At 36.8% G+C, this 16,907-nt stretch carries 17 protein-coding genes; 8 read left to right on the top strand and 9 right to left on the bottom strand.

The annotated features are described in order from the left end of the window. The first annotated feature begins 115 nt into the window (after nt 1-115). The 4 genes from HWV59_RS07400 (at nt 116) to HWV59_RS07385 (ending at nt 3,336) form a co-directional block, all read left to right on the top strand. The gene (locus tag HWV59_RS07400) at nt 116-529 is read left to right on the top strand and encodes a cupin domain-containing protein (RefSeq protein ID WP_102230001.1); all 414 of its coding nucleotides are present in this window, start codon (nt 116-118) and stop codon (nt 527-529) included. A gap of 91 nt (nt 530-620) precedes the next feature. Continuing rightward, entirely contained in the window at nt 621-1,604 is a 984-nt protein-coding gene (locus HWV59_RS07395) for a heme-dependent oxidative N-demethylase family protein (protein ID WP_102230000.1), read from the top strand. Next, nucleotides 1,601-2,356, top strand: coding sequence for a dimethylamine monooxygenase subunit DmmA family protein (locus tag HWV59_RS07390; protein ID WP_175638472.1), 756 nt, complete (start codon nt 1,601-1,603; stop codon nt 2,354-2,356). Before HWV59_RS07395 ends, HWV59_RS07390 begins: the two co-directional genes overlap by 4 nt. A 26-nt stretch (nt 2,357-2,382) precedes the next feature. Beyond that, nucleotides 2,383-3,336, top strand: a complete 954-nt coding sequence (locus tag HWV59_RS07385; RefSeq protein ID WP_102229998.1) for a PDR/VanB family oxidoreductase — start codon at nt 2,383-2,385, stop codon at nt 3,334-3,336. Between the two features lie 645 nt (nt 3,337-3,981). Here the strand turns inward: HWV59_RS07385 and HWV59_RS07380 are convergent. The 6 genes from HWV59_RS07380 to HWV59_RS07355 form a co-directional block, all read right to left on the bottom strand. After that, nucleotides 3,982-4,233: a hypothetical protein gene (locus HWV59_RS07380; RefSeq protein ID WP_175638471.1), complete on the bottom strand. Its 252-nt coding sequence runs from the start codon at nt 4,231-4,233 to the stop codon at nt 3,982-3,984. A 17-nt stretch (nt 4,234-4,250) separates the two neighbouring features. Beyond that, nucleotides 4,251-5,579: an ammonium transporter gene (locus HWV59_RS07375; protein ID WP_217708451.1), complete on the bottom strand. Its 1,329-nt coding sequence runs from the start codon at nt 5,577-5,579 to the stop codon at nt 4,251-4,253. Between the two features lie 232 nt (nt 5,580-5,811). Beyond that, complete coding sequence (locus HWV59_RS07370; RefSeq protein ID WP_217708487.1) at nt 5,812-7,068, bottom strand: ammonium transporter; 1,257 nt, start codon at nt 7,066-7,068, stop codon at nt 5,812-5,814. Nucleotides 7,069-7,212: 144 nt separating this feature from the next. Next, entirely contained in the window at nt 7,213-7,788 is a 576-nt protein-coding gene (locus HWV59_RS07365; RefSeq protein WP_102229995.1) for a hypothetical protein, read from the bottom strand. 67 nt (nt 7,789-7,855) lie between these two features. Continuing rightward, complete coding sequence (locus HWV59_RS07360; RefSeq protein WP_102229994.1) at nt 7,856-9,787, bottom strand: primary-amine oxidase; 1,932 nt, start codon at nt 9,785-9,787, stop codon at nt 7,856-7,858. Between the two features lie 215 nt (nt 9,788-10,002). Beyond that, a complete protein-coding gene (locus HWV59_RS07355) occupies nt 10,003-10,368 on the bottom strand; it encodes a winged helix-turn-helix transcriptional regulator (RefSeq protein ID WP_102229993.1) in 366 nt (121 codons plus the stop codon). 148 nt (nt 10,369-10,516) lie between these two features. Here HWV59_RS07355 and hxlA point away from each other — a divergent pair, with 148 nt between their 5' ends. From hxlA to HWV59_RS07340, 3 genes are all read left to right on the top strand, one after another. Beyond that, nucleotides 10,517-11,158 (top strand): 3-hexulose-6-phosphate synthase, encoded by a 642-nt coding sequence (gene hxlA / locus HWV59_RS07350; RefSeq protein WP_175638469.1) that lies wholly within the window; start codon nt 10,517-10,519, stop codon nt 11,156-11,158. A gap of 12 nt (nt 11,159-11,170) precedes the next feature. Next, entirely contained in the window at nt 11,171-11,728 is a 558-nt protein-coding gene (hxlB, locus tag HWV59_RS07345; protein ID WP_175638468.1) for a 6-phospho-3-hexuloisomerase, read from the top strand. A gap of 276 nt (nt 11,729-12,004) precedes the next feature. Next, complete coding sequence (locus tag HWV59_RS07340) at nt 12,005-12,757, top strand: IclR family transcriptional regulator (RefSeq protein WP_175638467.1); 753 nt, start codon at nt 12,005-12,007, stop codon at nt 12,755-12,757. A gap of 205 nt (nt 12,758-12,962) precedes the next feature. Here HWV59_RS07340 and HWV59_RS07335 read toward each other — a convergent pair whose 3' ends face one another. From HWV59_RS07335 to HWV59_RS07325, 3 genes are read right to left on the bottom strand one after another with little or no spacing between them, the layout of a single operon-like run. Further along, complete coding sequence (locus tag HWV59_RS07335; protein WP_102229989.1) at nt 12,963-13,865, bottom strand: glycine betaine ABC transporter substrate-binding protein; 903 nt, start codon at nt 13,863-13,865, stop codon at nt 12,963-12,965. After that, nucleotides 13,865-14,704, bottom strand: coding sequence for an ABC transporter permease (locus HWV59_RS07330; RefSeq protein ID WP_175640002.1), 840 nt, complete (start codon nt 14,702-14,704; stop codon nt 13,865-13,867). The genes HWV59_RS07335 and HWV59_RS07330 overlap by 1 nt, the downstream gene beginning before the upstream one ends. A 10-nt stretch (nt 14,705-14,714) precedes the next feature. Beyond that, a complete protein-coding gene (locus HWV59_RS07325; RefSeq protein ID WP_102229988.1) occupies nt 14,715-15,956 on the bottom strand; it encodes a quaternary amine ABC transporter ATP-binding protein in 1,242 nt (413 codons plus the stop codon). Nucleotides 15,957-16,212: 256 nt separating this feature from the next. Here HWV59_RS07325 and HWV59_RS07320 point away from each other — a divergent pair, with 256 nt between their 5' ends. Continuing rightward, nucleotides 16,213-16,755: a GbsR/MarR family transcriptional regulator gene (locus HWV59_RS07320; RefSeq protein WP_102229987.1), complete on the top strand. Its 543-nt coding sequence runs from the start codon at nt 16,213-16,215 to the stop codon at nt 16,753-16,755. The last annotated feature ends 152 nt before the right edge of the window (nt 16,756-16,907 follow it).

The raw sequence follows: 16,907 nt of genomic DNA, 5'->3' as shown, positions 1-16,907 counted from the left end.
CAGGAAAATCAACTACTTTATAAAAAACCTCATATGTCATGATGTATGTATTCCAGATACTTAATGTTGATAGCAACGGTCTTAATGGAAAAGAAAAATTATAGGAGTGATTGTAATGAATGAAGGTACTTTAACAAAAATGGATATTGATTATTTAAGCAAAAAACCTGGTGTCCAATTAATTAAAGCTGGTACATACCAGAAGAAAGAGCTTAATGAGCAATTAGGAATTCCAAATTTAAAAAGTCAAATTATTGATGTACCGATAACTTCTAAAAGTGAAGCATTCCAAATCGGTTACTTTTCTATGCAGCCTTCAGAGGATTTTGAGTTTACTTATACTTTTCTCGAAGCTAAAGTCGTGATTAGCGGAAAGATTATTATCCGTGACGACCAAGGTGTTAAATATGTGGCGGAAGCAGGAGATGTATTACTTTTCACTCCTGATACAACCGTTATTTTTGACAAAGAAAGTGATGGGCAAGCCATTTATTCTGCACACCGTTCACCAGAACCAGCATTCTTGTAAGACCGAATAGGTTAGAAAGCATTCTACCAATGTTTCTCGTAGAATGCTTTCTATTTTTACCATCATAACCTTACATTTTAGGAGGATCCTCATGACTGAAGAAAAGGTAAAACATATTGATACTCGTCCCTTAATCGAACGATTTCCATTTCCATTCAAAGCAGATTCCTATCGCTATTCCAATAATGCAGAGTCTCTTATACCGTCATTTGTATTAGACGTTACACCTGAATATTTCCATGAAATAAGTGAAAAAAGAAGAGTTTTAGACAGCAGAAATGAGCAGGCATTCCAATCATTCCCTCATTCAATGGATGCACAATGGGAGCTCCTTGAAATGATTATTGATGAAATGACAGAGAGATTTCCGACCTTTTTCAGCGTAAAAAAAATGGATGACCTATGGACATTTCAAAACCACTTACTGAAGGAAAAATACACATTTGTCTTTGGCGATTCAACCACTTTACCTTACGAACCACTTGATTTTATCGGCCGACATGTTCAAGAAGACTTAGTTTATCTTGCAAATAGAGACGGAGATCTATACATGGATGCCGGTCAGCTTTGTTTTCCTGCTAACTGGTCAATCGCCTTTAATCTTGGGATGACGTTTACCGAGTTTCATTCTCCGGTACCTTTCACTGATCGCGGCTTTATAGAGAAAGTGAGAAACTTCCTATTAAGAATGGAACCTGGTAAACCTTTTACTCGATTAAATTGGACGATAACTGTTGAACATATCCTTGATACGTTTCCAGAAAACTATGATGAATGGGGACCGAAAAAAGAGAAGATCACAACCGAAAACATTGGTGAACTTGTGCACTTAAGAGTAGAAGATCAACGATTATTCCGTCTCCCTAAATCAAACGGAATTCTTTTTAGCATTCATACAAGTTTACTACCAATAGAAGAACTACAAAAAAATGAAGAGTGGTTAACTCGTTTTTATCATGTTTTAACTGATTTACCTGATCACATTGCTCAGTATAAAGGTTTTCTCTCTTATAAAGATAAAATGATTCAATATTTAGAAGAGATATTACAAAAAAAAGCAGGTGTCTTAAAATGAACACTTTAACATGCGAGATCATACAAGAATATAAAATGTTTAATTCCGTTTATAGTGCAGAGGTAAAGGTGAAAGAAGGGTCTTTTCCAAACGAAGTAGGAATCTCAAACTCTATGAATTCCTTACATTCACTCGTAAGCTATCACGTTATTTCAGGTGATGAAGGATTATACCGTCTCTATTACCAATCTCGTCATGAATCACCATTTATAGAATTACAATTTAACGAAGATAAACTACCAATAATATCCAAATCATATAAGAAATTATTATTATTTATTGATGATTTTTCACTAATTGAAAGCCTTGCTCTTATTCGTTATTTAACAACTCAACCATTTAATGGCTATGTATATTTACTAACAGAGATGAACAATGAAGATAATAAATCTCTTTATTTTCAAGATATTCTTGGAAATCAATTCTCAAAAATATCCTTCTCACATAAAGAATTGAATCAAACCTTGCAATCCCAAGAGATTGGTACAAGACTCTTTTTAGTAGGAAAATGGGCAATGGTTGACGATATCGAAAAGATCGCACATGAAATTGGGTTTACGAATGAAGAGATTGTTAAACATGGATTGGGTGAAAAGGTAGACCATATTTTCTGTGTGAAGTGTTATCAATTCAGTATAAAACAAGATCCCTTGCAAGAAGAAACAACCTGTAGTCATTGTCAAATACGATTAGATATTTCCAATCATTTTTCGAAAAGGCATAATGCCTATCTTGGCTATATCCATATTTAAAAAATAACACAAAGGAGTACTGTAAGATGAACACAACTACAATCGATGTTATCGTTGAACAAATCCGACAAGAATCACCTAATGTAAAAAGCTTCAGACTTGTTCCGGCAAATGGTTCACATCTTCCACGTTTTAGTGGCGGCTCACACCTCACTACGTACTTAGATACCGAAGCTGGTGTTCTTGAACGCCATTATTCTCTTACAACCGACCCTAACGTCAACAATTATTATGAGATTGCCATTCGTCGCAGTGAAACATCTAAAGGTGGTTCAATTTATTGGCACGATAAGGTACGTGAAGGAAAAAAACTATCTGTCAGCTATCCTAAAAATCACTTTCCTCTAAGCTTTCATGCAAAGCACCATGTATTTTTCGCTGCTGGTATTGGGATAACTCCCTTTTTAGCAATGGCAGCGGAGTTACATAAACATGGTAAATCTTTTGAGCTTCACTACGCCTCCCCGTCCAGGGAAAAATGTGCCTTTTATGACTTACTTTCTACAAACTATAAAGACGTGACACATTTCTACTTCTCGAATGAAGGACGTAAAATGACTTCTACTCTTATGGAAAACAAACCAATTGGGACACATGTTTATTTTTGTGGATCAGAAACAATGATGAGAAATTTTGCTGAGGCTGCAAAAGCAATTGGCTACCCTGAAAAAAGTATTCACTTTGAATTATTCACTCCCCCTGACTTCGGGCCTCAACACCCTTTTCAAGTTAAATTACGACAAAGTAACATCGTACTTGATATCCCTGAAGACCAGTCATTATTAGATACTCTTTTAAAGCATGACATCCAAGCTCCATATTCCTGTAAGATTGGCGGTTGTGGAAGCTGTCAAGTTGAGGTACTGGATGGTGACATTGATCATCGGGATTTCTTTTTAAGTGAAGCGGAAAAAAATGAAGGGGACGCGATGTTAACCTGTGTATCTAGAGGGAAGGGTTGTATTACATTGGATTTATGATGAAACGGGTAAATCATTCTTACCCGTTTTTTGTTGCCAATTACAAAAGAAATGTAATTATAAAAGATAACAGAGGCTCTACTGTGCCCTTCACAACTTATGCAATCAACTATTTTCAGGTATAAATCTAGATATTTTAGGGTAGCCTTTATTATAAATAGCCCCTATCGTAATGTAGCTCTGATTTGGTTTTCTATAAAAACAGATTAACCTACGATGTTACGAGTAAGGGGCTATTTTGTTCAATATAACCTATACTATTTTTTGAGCTAAGAGTTTTATCTAAGTTTTAAAATACAAATTCCCAAAAAAGATAGTGGAATGGAGCGGAAGAAACTTGACTCCTGCGGGAAGTGAGGAAAGGCTGAGACCCCGCAGGCGAAGCCAAGGAGGCTCAGCTTCCTCCCCGCGGAAAGCAAGTTTCTGGAGCGCAATGGAACGAACAAGTTTTTAAGTTTAACTATGTTAAAAACAACAAAGTGTACGAAACTAGGTCTAATCATATTTCCTGTTGAAATTTATACTTATTTTATACAACCCCATAAACAATTACTCTCTCTGAAAGTAAAAACTCCACACCAATTGTTACGTTCTTAACCAATCAGTGTGGAGCTTTTAAACTTTTTTCTACTATTATATATACTATCAGTTTACCCCTTCTACTTTTACAGGAATCGTAAATTCCGGTTCCCAGCTTACTTTTAACTCTTCTTGGATACTTGGATATAAATCTGCTGTTTCTTCAAATGATTGTCTTTCATGTCTCATTACCGTCACAATCAGCGCGCCAACCACGGCTACAGCTAAAACGATTGATAACCATATTCCAATAGAAGCAGGACCAAAAGTAAAATATGCACCAACATTTTCCCAACTTGTTATAGGACTTGTATTCATTACGTTCCCTCCATTATTTATCCAATTTTATTTTGAGCTGTTACTTTCAACTTTTCTCTATCCTGTGTCGAAGGAATTCCTTCCGGATAAGCAGAACCTGGGATTTCCGCTAAATCAATTCCGATAATCTCAGCTTGCTCTGGAATCCTTAATACATTCATCTTTTTCATTACCAAGGAAATAACATATCCAGGTATAATACCTAAAGCTATAATGATGACGGCACATATTAATTGACCTAAGAAAGAAATTTCCGGACCATTTATATTTGGGTATCCGGAAGCAAATATCCCAACTGCCAGAACAGACCATATCCCTGCAAATCCATGTACAGCAATGGCCCCTACTGGATCATCAATTTTTTTCCTTTCGAGGTAATTCCCAATTAACGCACAGATAATCCCACCACTGATTGCAATTAAAAATGCAAGTGCAGGGTGATAAAGATCCAAACCAGCTCCAACTGATATCATTCCTGCAAGTCCACCGGAAGCTACCCAGAAAGGATCTCCTTTTGTGATCAGGTAAGCACCTATGAAACCACCAGCTAATCCCATCAAGGCATTAAATGCAAAAGCTGATAAATTTGTAGGTGTTCCATAGATCGTTAACCACTCCCCATTACTTACAGCAATAATACATCCACCTAAAAATCCAAAAAATCCTACAAAAATGAGCATTAATCCTAATAATGTTGAAGGAAGATTGTGCGGCAGAATCCTGTTCGGCTTGCCATCTTCCGTATACTTCCCTATTCTTGGTCCTAAGTTGATGAGAACACCAAGTGCAAAGAATCCGGCGATGGCATGAACGACTCCTGCGGCTGCTACATCATGATATCCCAGTTTCGTTAAAAACCACCCTTCACCATGCCATCCCCAAGAAGCTGCAAGATTCCAAATGACAGATCCTAAGACAATCGCTAAAATCATAAATGCACTAAGTCGAATTCTTTCTATAATAGCACCTGATAAGATTGAGGCGGTTGTCGCTGCAAAAAGAGCAAAAGCTCCCCAGAAGATTCCGCTGGCATGGTCCGTCACATTCGGACCCATGTTTTCACTCCAAGGTAAAGCCGCCATTGCAACGTCAGTCATCCGGGGAATGAGTCCATCTGGAAAGGCATTATAGATCCACCAACCAAAAAAATAAAATGTCGGGATCACGACTGCTAGAGTCATAATGTTTTTCACGGCAGAAGCAAGTACGTTTTTCACCCTTGATACACCAATTTCATAGGATAAAAATCCCGCGTGTATTAACAACATGAAAGCAATACACCACCAATAGAAAGCCTCAATCGTTGTAGCAGAGAAAATTTCAAACGAATTAGCTAAATCTTCCACGATCTCTTTCCCCCTTTTTTCGTTTAGTTTTTCCTTACAATAATAATCTCAAAATTCAAAAAATAAACATACCTGATTTTCTCTTATTTTGGGAAAATCCTATTTTCATTGATACATAATGTTACATGAACAAAGAATTAAATGTGTTTTTTACAAATCTTATCCTGTTTGTTTGTTATAAAAACTAACAAAAAAAGACCAGATACATAAGATCTGGTCCGAGTTCATGTGATTATGAAATTGCTTTTGCGGAAGACTCGCTATCATTTGTTGAAGAGTATGCAGGTTCTTCGTGAAAGCTCAGATCCAGACCCATAAGCTCTTCTTCCTTACTCACTCTAAGTGGTGTAAAGATACTTACAATTTTAAGAATAATAAACGTACCAATTGTTGCCATAGCGATCGCAGTTAGTACACCGATACATTGGTGCAATAATTGTTCTGGATTGCCATAAAACAACCCGTTGTTTCCAGCTTCATTCACTGATGTTGTGGCAAATAATCCTGTAGCAATAGCGCCCCAAATACCACCAAGACCATGAACTCCAAATGCATCTAATGTATCATCATACTTAAAGCGGGCTTTAATAAAATGAATACCGAAGAAGCATACTGGTGCTGCTACTAATCCAATAATGAGAGCTGAGATGACAGTAACAAATCCAGCTGCAGGTGTTACACCTACTAATCCGGCAATTGCTCCAGTTGCTGCTCCGACTAGTGTTGGACGTTTACGAACTTTCCATTCAATGAACAGCCATGCAAGTCCGCCTGCTGCCGCAGCGACTTGTGTATTGGCAAAAGATAATGCCGTTAAACCATTTGCAGCAAGAGCACTTCCTGAATTAAATCCAAACCAACCAAACCATAGTGTAGCAGCCCCAATTAAGAACAGGACAATATTATGTGGTTGATGATCTTTCTTTAAATGTTCAAATCTAGGTCCGATCACGATAGCTGCTGTTAATGCACTTACACCAGATAGGATATGGACGACAGTTCCACCCGCAAAGTCTAACTCACCCATTGTGAAGAGCCAGCCTCCTCCCCAAACCCAGTGAGCCATTGGTGCATAAATAAACGTGATCCATAAAACCGAAAACAAAATCCAAGCCGGGAATGAAATTCTCCCTGCAATACCACCTGAGATAATGGCAACTGTTATTGCAGCAAAAGCACATTGAAAAATAGCAAATGTATAATGAGGAATTGTAAGTGATCCAAGTGCTGCCTCTTCCCCAACATTATTAAATCCTAAGTAATCAAGCCCGCCTATAAAACCGCCAATATCAGTACCAAAGGCTAAGCTATATCCCCATAAAACCCACACAATGCTAATGACTAACAAACTTACAAAACTATGCATCATGGTGGATACAACATTTCTGTCACTGACTAGTCCTCCATAAAATAAAGCCAAGCCAGGCACATGCATGAAAATAACGATTGCTGTTGCAATTAACATCCATGTCGTATCACCGGAATCAATGACTACTTCTGTTTCTGCAGCAAACACATTGACTGGAATAAATAAGATAACAAGTGCTGATAAGATCATGAGCATTTGTTTGTTTTTTAGTAAAAGCTTCATAAAGTTAACCCCCATAACATTTTTAGTTTGAGATATCTAAAATTAATGATGCCTGTGATCATGATTGACTTCATCTTTTTGAATTGGTTCTGCTTTTTGATCAATGAAGTTAAAAACCCCTACAATTAACACCGGAATAATAATCGATAAGATAAAGGAAAAGGATGGACGAGTCTTTTTTTGTGGCACTTTCCGTTGTTCGAATCCTTCTTTTTTAATTAATAGCAACATATAAGCCATGCTAACAATGTATATAGTATCGAAGAAAAATAACGTCAAACTAAAATCCTGACTTGGCAGCATTTCTCCTAACATAGCTCCCATCATTCCTCCCATTAAACTCGAACAAAGAGCTTCGGTGGAGGCCATATGTCCAAATGGTCTGGCAATTAGCAAGGCAAAAACAAAACTGATAATAATAGCTAATATAGTTGCTCTTGCAAAGTTGCCTTGCATTAGAATTCCCATTATCAACCCTATGAGAGTACTGCTGGTCATTCCAAGAATCATGCCTGTCATTTTAGAGGTCATTTTTGTGATGTTTTGTTTTTTCGGATAAACGATAAGAATATAAAACGTGAGGTATGCTACTAATAAAGCAGAACTGATTAAAATCATATGCGATTGAACACCACCTATTATTGATGGAACATAGAGGATGAATTCCTCTATGTTCCTTTGATCATTAGTGACAACTTGAACCTTTCTTCGGAGCTGGACGCGGTAAATCAAGAGCCGGGTTACGATCAAAGAAACCGACTGGTTTTAGTTGGAAGCTTTGATATGCTGTTGGCATTACCGGCCAATCTTCAGGACGTGTAATATGATGGTGTCCCATTGTGTACCAAATGACCACATCTTCGTTTTCAATGTTACGGTCAGCTTTTACATAATGTTCTAAACTGTCGCCACCTTTATGCTGATTTGGATATAGACCAGATGCATACATTTCCCTGCGATCAAATTTCGTCACATGTAAGTGATTTTTAATAAATCCTGCACGTTGAATAACTGTTGCGTCATCACTTGCAAATGGTAAGCAGTTTTCACCTGTGACAATTTTATAGCTTACTGGTTGACCTACAAAGTTCTTCGAGTTAGGATTAACTATTTTCCATGTTCTTTGAGTCGGAATATCTATATTTCTAACAGACTCTGTTTCCGTTTTAAATGTTTTTGATACAGGATAGAACGCATTATTATTTGGATTGTGCGGTCCTGGTGTTTCAGCAACTGTATGTGTTTCAACTACTGAGTTCTTCACACCATCAATCATCGGATCAATACGGAAGTTAAAGAAATGCTGGTGATGTGGTGCGTTTACTTGTGGAGAAACCATTGTTCCATATTTAGGAATTTCCCCTTCATCAAGAGCTCCTACATTTAAAATACCAGTTAATTTCACTTCACACTCAATTGTTCCATCTTGATAGAATGACCAGAAGAATCCGTAATCATAGTTTGCTACTGTTGCAAAGAAGGAAATGACGAGGCGACGTGAACGACGAACCTCAACTTGATTTGTTCTCCAATCCGTATGCTTCCAAGCAATTCCATAATCTTCTTCATGTAAGCAAACTGCATTTTTAACTGTAAATGGTTCACCTTTACTATTAGACATAACAGCATCAAAATATTTAATATAACCTAAGCAGTCACATCCAAGTTCCAGTGAATTTGCAAGCTGTCCAATTCCGTATTCGCCTGCATCAAACGCATTTTGCCAGTTATGTGCAGGGTTTGTGTCAGCATAAGGTACAACCATTTCAGATAATGCTGCTCGATAAAGGATCGGACGTACTGTTCCTTTATCTTCATATCCAACAGTATGTAGCACAAGACCTTCCCTAGGTGTGAATCCAAAACGGATTTTCCATTTTTGCCATTCGATTGAATGACCTTCAATATTGAAACTTGGTCCTTCAGGTTGAGTAATGTCTAAAGGTTTCACATCTTCACGTGTATTTATTTCATAGCTTTCAGCTTCTTCAGGAGCATAAGCACCATCTGTTGGTGGTAATGGTTTTACACCATAATCTTCAATTCTTAAAATTTCCATTTTATTCACATCAACAACGGCAATAAGTCCAGTGATTGGATATGCATATCCATTTTTGTTTGCTGCTGGTCTAACCCATGCTAATGCTCTTACTAATCTTTTTCCTTCATCTTCTGCGATATTAAAGTAACCTGAAGACCAAGGATCAACCATAACCAAACTAGGATCTTTTATTCCTCTCTTTAGGAGTGCTTCTTGATAGTCAGCATCGTTTATCACTAATTTCTCTATTTCATCAAACTCGTCTAAAATAAATCCCGGGCGAACATCAGGAATGAATTCCCATGAAATGACATCGTTTTTTGTTAGTGATACTACTGCTTCAAATGTTTCACTTGTTTCAGGCTCTAATAGAATAATATGGGCTTCCCTTTCAAATTGGTCTCCCTCTTTAAAATTGATTACGACTTCTTTTTCCGGCTCATGAAGGATAACCTGAGCAAATCTAGCTTTTTCACTTAACTCCTTTTTTTCTCTTAAAATGGCAACGGCCTGAGTAATTTCATCTGTTGTTAATGGTTCTAAAGGATGTTTAATTCGATTTTCAACGGCTTGCATGTATACATCGCTCCCTTTTCAATTTTTATATTTTTTGAAAATTAAAAAATATTTAATCTATTTTTACTCCAAATTAGAATCTCTCAGCAATCGATATGTCACATATTCTCCCATCATTTTTACAAAAAGTCTCAAAATTCTCCTTTTCTACTACTAAGTGCAAAAAAAAATACTAAGTAATGAATTTCATTACCTAGTACTCTTAAAAACTAACATTAACGAACTGCGTCTTCTTCGAATTTTGTATGTTCTAAATATTTCTTTCTGTAATTTTTTCCCCATTCATACATGGATTCAAGGATCGGCATTAATGTTTTACCTTGTTCTGTAAGGGAATATTCTACTTTTGGAGGTACTACTGGATAAACTTCACGATGCACAATTAAATCTTCTTCGAGCTCTCTTAATTGGTTAACTAACATTCTTTGGGTAATTCCTGGAATTAGGGTTTTTAATTGGTTAAAGCGAAGAGTTCCATCTTTCCCCAAGTGCCACATGATTAGCATTTTCCATTTACCACCAATTACATTCAGCGTTAATTCTTTTTCACAGTTAAATGTTTTCTCATCGAAACGGCTCATTAGGTCCTCCTTTTTTGTACCCACACTTTCACTTAGTATACTTTTATACACTATATGATTTAAAAGTGCGTACTTTTTTTTTTGATCAATTCAAATATAATTGAAACCGTAAGAATATACAAACAACCAATTCGAGGAGGAATAAGTTATGGAATTACAATTAGCATTAGACTTAGTGAATATCGAAGAAGCGAAACAAGTGGTAAGTGAAGTTCAAGAATATATTGATATTGTTGAAATTGGTACTCCAGTCGTTATAAACGAAGGACTAAGAGCTGTAAAAGAAGTAAAAGAAGCTTTCCCTTCTCTTACTGTTTTAGCAGATTTAAAAGTAATGGATGCAGGTGGCTATGAAGTGATGAAAGCTTCTGAAGCAGGTGCAGGAATTGTAACAATTCTTGGTGCAACAGATGATGCAACAATTAAAGGTGCTGTTGAAGAAGCAAAAAAACATGGAACAAAAATCTTAGTAGATATGATCAATGTGAAAGATATTGCACAACGTGCTAAAGAGATTGATGCTCTTGGTGTTGATTATATTTGTGTACATACTGGATATGATCTTCAAGCACAAGGAGAAAATTCCTTTGAGCAATTACGTACAATCAAAGGTGTTGTATCAAACGCGAAAACTGCTGTAGCTGGCGGAATTAAATTAGAAACTTTACCGGAAGTTATTGCAGCCGGGCCGGATTTAGTTATTGTTGGCGGCGGAATCACTGGTAAAGATGATAAACAAGGTGTTGCAGCTGAAATGCAAAAATTAGTAAAAGAAGCTACTTTAGTATAAAAGGGCTTGAATATGGAAACATCCTATTATCTATCAAAAGTACTGGAAGAATTGAACCAATCTGTTCAATATATAACTGATGCTGATGCTGAGAATCTAGTTGGAGCCATTAGATCCTCTAAAAAAGTGTTTGTTGCAGGTGCAGGTCGATCAGGTTTTATGGGCAAGTCATTTGCCATGAGGATGATGCATATGGGAATCGACTCATATGTGGTCGGTGAAACAGTGACTGCCAATATTACAGAAGATGATTTACTTATTATTGCTTCAGGTTCCGGAGAAACAAAGAGTTTAATTACGATGGCTGAGAAAGCAAAAGGGTATGGGGCTAAAGTGGCTGTTGTTACCATTAATCCTGAATCCACAATTGGAAAACTAGCTGAAATTGTCGTCAAGATGCCTGGTTCACCTAAAGACCAGGAAACAAGCAAGTATCAAACGATCCAACCAATGGCTTCTCTATTTGAACAAACGTTACTACTATTTTTTGATTCTGTCATTCTTAGATATATGGATTTGGAAGGGTTAAATTCTTCATCTATGTTTAGTAGACACGCTAACCTTGAATAGTCATTATTTTATAAGCAGAAAGGGATTTATTTGAGCCTTTTCTGCTTATATATTTTTTTAGGCACTCCCCACCAATAAAAAATTTCATTTTCTTCCGAGTTTCTACTATTATAATATTGAGAAAAACCGCAATAACGGTAAGATGAAAACACTCCCAAACAATGTGATGCCTCCTGGAATTTTTCAAAAAAGTTCGTAGGAAAATCTAACACACTAACAAAAAAATCAAGGTATTTCCTTTACTATTAATTTAAAAATACATAGGAGTTGTTCAGATTGTCAGGGGTTATACAAAAATCAATGGTATTGCTAAGTTTATTGAAGCCTAGTAATGAAAAAGATGATTGGAGTACTACTGAAATAAGTAGAGAAATTGATATTCCCGTTCAAACTGTACATCGGTTATTAAATTGTTTATGTGAGGTAGGATTTGTTGTTCAAAACAAGGAAACCCGCAGATTTAGTCTTGGTACAAAAATAATAGACTTAGGTCTTTCTGTTAGGGAAAATAATACGATTCGTAATACTGCTCTGCCTTTTCTTATTGAATTATCAAAAAAAACAAAGGAAAATGTATATTTAACAATTGTAGAAGGAAATGAAGGGGTTGTTTTAGATTGTGTAAATGCTGCAAAACCAATCTATCATTTTAATACCGAAATTAAGGGGATACGTCTTCCGCTCTCAGTAGATGCTCCTAATAAAGTATTACTTGCAAATGTAAACCTCAATACAAGAGATAAAATAGTCTCTGATCTTTTAAATCAAAAGCTGATAACTGATAGAACTGAATTAGAGTCCGAGTTAAGGATCATAAAACAATACGGCTTTTCCATCACTTTAGGAGAAAAAGAGAAGGATATCACCAGTATTGCAGCCCCTATTTTTTCATGGGATGATACGGTTGTTGCATCAATTAGTATATCCATTTATCATGCTTGGCTTTTGGAACAATTAAATACATACATAGACGCAGTGCTAAAATGTTCGAAGGATATTTCTAGAGAATTAGGGTGGATCGGTAATTGAAAGTTAGTCAGTTTTATAAAACAAAATTATCTTAAAAAGAAAGACAGCTTTCGCACTTTGTTGTTATTTAAAGCAGTTAAAAGTGAAAGTTAGTCCGTTCCATTGCGCTATAGAGTTACAATATCATTGAAAAGAAACAATTTTTTCTAAAACAACCAAAAGAAAAGATAGCTAATTATTTCCTAGCTATCTTTTCTTTTATTTATCATTCTTTTAGATCTTCAATCGAGTCAATATCCATATATGCTGGAACGACTAATCCAAGCTTAGTTCCAGTAAGGTTTGGACCCAGGTCTTCAAATTGTCCTTCGTATTCAGCGTAATAGTCAGCATGAGTTGTAGGCAACCACGCACCTACCATCGCATCTCCGCTTCCATCTGCAATACCAGCCCACATTGGACCTGCATCAACTTGAACTAGTTCCACTTCATATCCAACACTTTCCAAGACATTTTCTACAACATGTGAACTTGCGATAACATCATCCCATGCTACATAAAGAATCTTTAACTCTTCACCGTCAACGTTGTTAACCCCTTCAGTCCAAGCGCTAACCAATTCTTCATTTTCGCCTGCCCATTGTGCTGCTGCTTCTGCCGGATCATTTCCTTCTTGGATTAAATTCATCACTGCTTCGATATGTTCCGGTTCCCAATTAAATTGATCAAGAAGCTTATAAGCATCAGGATGGTCTTCCTTTAATCCTTGACGAACAATTGTGTTAACATCTTCTGCTCCACCATAGATACCTTTCGGATCTTCTAAGTATTTTAAGTCATAGCTTGCAAACTTCCAGTGCGGGCTCCAGCCTGTTACAATAATAGGTTCCTCTTTATCATATGCCTTTTTCAAAGCTGCAGTCATAGCTGCACCAGAACCCTCTACTACTTCCCAGTCATCTAGCCCGTATTCAGGTAAAACTTCATTGATCGTCAATTTCATGATTCCTGCACCTGGATCGATTCCCACAATTTCATAATCAAGCTGTTCTCCTATAGATTCAGATGAGCCTTCTGAAGATGATCCTCCTGTTTCATTTCCTCCACATGCAGCTAAACCTAAAGTGAGTGTTAATGCAGATGTAACTCCTACTAATTTTTTTAACATTATACTGTTCCCCCTTGTTTTTTCTTACCTATATTTTGTGTGATACGGTCCAGCAAAATAGCAATGACGACGATTGCTAATCCAGCCTCAAATCCTACACCAGTTTTAATTTGGGTAACAGCACGATAAACTTCTGTGCCGAGACCTGGCGCTCCTACCATAGATGCGATGACAACCATGGATAACGCTAACATGATACTTTGATTAATTCCTGCCATAATCGTTGGCATAGCCAGTGGCAATTGCACCTTTAACAGCTTTTGCTTAGTCGTAGAACCAAAAGCTTCCGTTGCTTCAATTAAGTCTGCAGGTACTTGTTTAATACCAAGTACAGTTAACCGAATCGTTGGCGGCATGGCAAAAATAACGGATGCAATAACTCCTGGCACCACACCTATACTAAAGAAAAAGATGGCTGGTAATAAGTAAACGAAAGCCGGCATCGTCTGCATCAAATCAAGGATCGGTGTAACGATTTTCCTTACATTTTCACTTTGTGATGCCCAAATTCCAACCGGAATTCCAATGACGATTGAAATTAACACAGCCGTTAACACGAGCGCTAACGTCTCTAACATTTCCTCCCAATATCCTAAATTATCAATAAGTAGTAAGCCTATTAATGCAAATAAAGCAATTCTTATATTACAAACCTTCCAAGCTAGTAAACTTATAAGTATAATTAGTAAAATTGACGGGATAAAGCTTAAACCTGCAACAATTCCATCAACAAAAAATCCAACCCCATCAGATATGCCGTCAAACAATCCCCCGAAGGTATCTGTCATCCAATCGACTAAAGCATCTATCCAATCAGCTAAGGGAAGTTTCGGTAACATTCCTTCCACCTTACATCACCTCCTTAGCAACCGGTACTTCAGGTTCGGCAACCCCATTTATATATTGTTCGTTCCCCGTAAGTGCTCCTATTACTGCACCTTTAATTAAAATCCCTTTTAATCGGTTATTTTCATCCGTAACCGCAACTGGAATTGTTGCAGATGAAACTTTATCAAATAGATCGATTAATAACGTTTCCGTTCCTACCACACTTATATCTTTCTCTAGGAATGAATCTAAGGACTTATTTTCTTCGGCTGCTTTTGAGGCATCTTTGGCGGTAATAACACCGAGAAGAGTCTGCTGTTTATCAACAACATATATAGAGGAAATCCCTAAATTTTTCATTAATGCAAGGGCAACACGCGGACCCTTATCAACTTGTACGGTTTCGGCACGTTTCATTACATGTTGTGCAGTCAGTACCTTAGAAAGATCAACATCCTCTACGAATCTCTCAACATATTCATTAGAAGGATTCATTAATATTTCTTCAGGTGTTCCTATTTGTACGATGTTACCATCCTTCATAAGGGCTATTCTGTCACCAATACGAAGGGCTTCATCCAAATCATGGGTAATAAAGACGATTGTCTTCTCCATATTTGATTGTAACTCTAGCAACTCATCCTGCATGTCTTTTCGGATCAACGGATCCAATGCGCTAAAAGCTTCATCCATTAAAAGAACATCAGGATCATTTGCCAGTGCTCGTGCAAGTCCTACACGCTGCTGCATTCCACCACTCAGTTGACTTGGAAGTTGGTTTTCATAGCCCTTTAATCCAACTAATTCCAATGCTTCTAATGCTTTATGGCTTCTTTCGTCCTTTGCTACACCTTGAATTTCCAGCCCATATTCCGTGTTTTCAAGAACTGTTTTATGCGGAAACAAGGCAAACTTTTGAAATACCATACTTATTTTTTTCCTTCGTACCTCTCTTAGTTCTTCCTTATTCATCTTCACGACATCTTTCCCATCAATTTGAACCTGCCCTAATGTTGGTTCAATAAGGCGGTTAAGCAATCGTACTAAGGTCGATTTACCACTCCCTGATAAACCCATAATCACAAATATTTCGCCCGACTTTACTTCAAAGGACGCCCGGTTAACTCCAACAGTTGAGCCGGTTTCCTTTAATATTTGCTCTTTTGATTTTCCTTCTTTCACTAACTGTAAAGCCTTCTTTAATGATTTCCCAAAAATCTTGGTCACATCATTAACCCTTATCTTCACTTCATTTTCTCCCATTCTTTCACTCCTTTTTATTTGTTTTTCTAGGACCTTCTTAATTGTAAACTGAAAATTCAAAGTAGTTCAAACGGCATATATCGCCTTAATTGTTTGTGTAGTACGTACAGATATAACTGTACGTACTATGCAAACAGAATACTTAGAAATCCTCCATAATCCTCCATATCAGCTAGTAAAGGAGTTGTTTACATTTCTCTAATTAATATGTAGGCTGAATGTAAATATTAATAAAATATTTTGGGATGTGAGATGATTGAAAGGAAATGAAGAGTTAGAAAGAACAAGAACAATGGTAATCGATGCAATTGCTCAAAATATGAATCTTTACGGAATCACTCCCTCTGCAGGGCGATTATACGGGCTTCTTTTCTTTTCTGATAAACCGCTTACACTTGATGAAATGAAAGAAGAGCTCGGCATGAGTAAAACAAGTATGAGTACTGCCGTTCGAAGCTTACTCGATTTAAATATGGTGGATAAGGTTTGGGTAAAGGGCGAAAGAAAGGATCTATATGTCATTAAAGAAGACTGGTATCAGTGCTTTTTTGATTACTTTACAATAAAATGGCGCACAGCGATCACAATGAATAGCATTGCTATGGAAAAATCTATATCCAGTTTACAAGAGCTTATTGCTGATCCGAATACTTCTGAAGATATTCGTGAGTCTGCCGAGATGGATATAAAAAAGCTTAAAGAAAGACTCGAATATTACGATTGGCAAAACAAACTCTTCGATAGCTTTGAAACGAAGGAGATTTTAGATTATATACCAATTGAAAAGAAGGAAAAATAGGAGGGGACGTTAACGTCCCCTCCCTTATTTAAGTTGGCATTTTTTATATTTTACAGACAGGTTAAGACACTGAGAAATTTGTGATAATGTGTAAAAGAAACAACCGTGTTAATCTTCAATAAATGTTTTCTTATCCCCTTTTCAACTTTCCA

It is taken from the genome of Metabacillus schmidteae, assembly GCF_903166545.1.
GTDB lineage: Bacteria > Bacillota > Bacilli > Bacillales > Bacillaceae > Metabacillus > Metabacillus schmidteae.
Note: the sequence above shows the minus strand (reverse complement) of the source record. Positions and strands in the feature narration are given on the sequence as shown.